Below are 1,268 nucleotides of genomic sequence, written 5' to 3'. Positions count from 1 at the left end.
ATGCGCGCGAAAGGGTGGGTCGTTGCCTCACTGAAAATGCGCGCGTACGCCCAGTGGATGGGGTTGACGTTGGCACAGCGCAGAGCAATCACCGAGGCGGCTGCGACCCGCTACCAGCTGGAGAGCAAGCGCGGTAAGAGTCGGATTCTTGATGAGTTGTGTGCCAACACCGGATGGCACCGAAACCATGCCCGCAAGGCCCTCAAGGCCGCGCTGGTGCCCACGGTCGTGAGGACGCGCAATCCACGGCCGGTGAAGTACGGCGATGAGGTCATCGCTGGGTTGATCCGCTGCTGGGTGGTGCTCGAAAGGCCGGCCGGCAAACGGCTCGCACCCATGCTCGCCGAGCTGGTGGCCGTACTGCGCCACTTCGGGGAGCTGGTCATCGATGACGCCACCGCGGAGTCGTTGGTGTCGATATCGGCGGCCACCATCGATCGCCGGCTGGCCGATGAGCGAGCCAAATGCACGATCAGAGGACGTGTGGGCACTAAGCCGGGGTCGCTGCTCAAAAGTCAGATTCCGGTGCGTACGTGGGCCGAATGGAATGAGGCCATGCCCGGCTTCGTCGAGATTGACACGGTCTTTCACGATGGCGGCAACCGCGGCGGGGGGCATGCCTTCACGCTGACGGTCACCGATATCGCCACTGGCTGGACCGAGAGTCGCTCAATGCCCGACAGGACGGCCAAACACATACTGGCCGCCCTCAATCACATCGCCGCCGCGATGCCGTTCCCGATCCTGGGCGTGGACTCCGACAACGGATCGGAATTCATCAACGACGACCTGCTGAGATGGTGCCAAGACCGACACATCACCTTCACCCGATCACGGCCGGGCAATAAGAACGACGGCTGCCACGTCGAGCAGAAGAACTGGACGGTGGTCCGCACCCTGGTCGGCTACTACCGTTACGACACCGCGTCAGAACTGTTGCTACTCAACGAGATCTGGCAACTGCAGTCGAAGCTGACCAACTACTTTTACCCCCAGCAGAAACTGATATCCAAAGTCCGCACAGGGGCCAAAGTCGCCAGGAAACACGACAAGGCGACCACCCCTTTTCACCGCGCGGTCGACCACCCGAGCATGACCATGGACCGCATCGTGGCGCTTAAACGGACCTACTCACTGATCAATCCCGCCGCCACCCAACGCCAAATCCAGGCGTTGACCATCCAGCTCTTCACTCTGGCCACCAGCAAAGCCACCCACGGCACCCCCACTCCCGTCACCAAGCGCGCACGCTCACGTGAGGCAACGAC

The 1,268-nt window shown here is 62.1% G+C and carries 1 protein-coding gene; it reads left to right on the top strand.

Annotation, left to right across the window (positions count from 1 at the left end):
* Positions 1-36 precede the first annotated feature (36 nt).
* Positions 37-1,268 (top strand): DDE-type integrase/transposase/recombinase (locus A5622_RS15375; protein ID WP_066879628.1); only part of this gene is annotated, 1,232 nt, incomplete at its 3' end.

The organism is Mycobacterium sp. 1245801.1, from assembly GCF_001673055.1.
GTDB classification, from domain to species: Bacteria; Actinomycetota; Actinomycetes; order Mycobacteriales; family Mycobacteriaceae; genus Mycobacterium; species Mycobacterium europaeum_A.
This window is presented reverse-complemented; position numbering and strand designations above follow the sequence as displayed.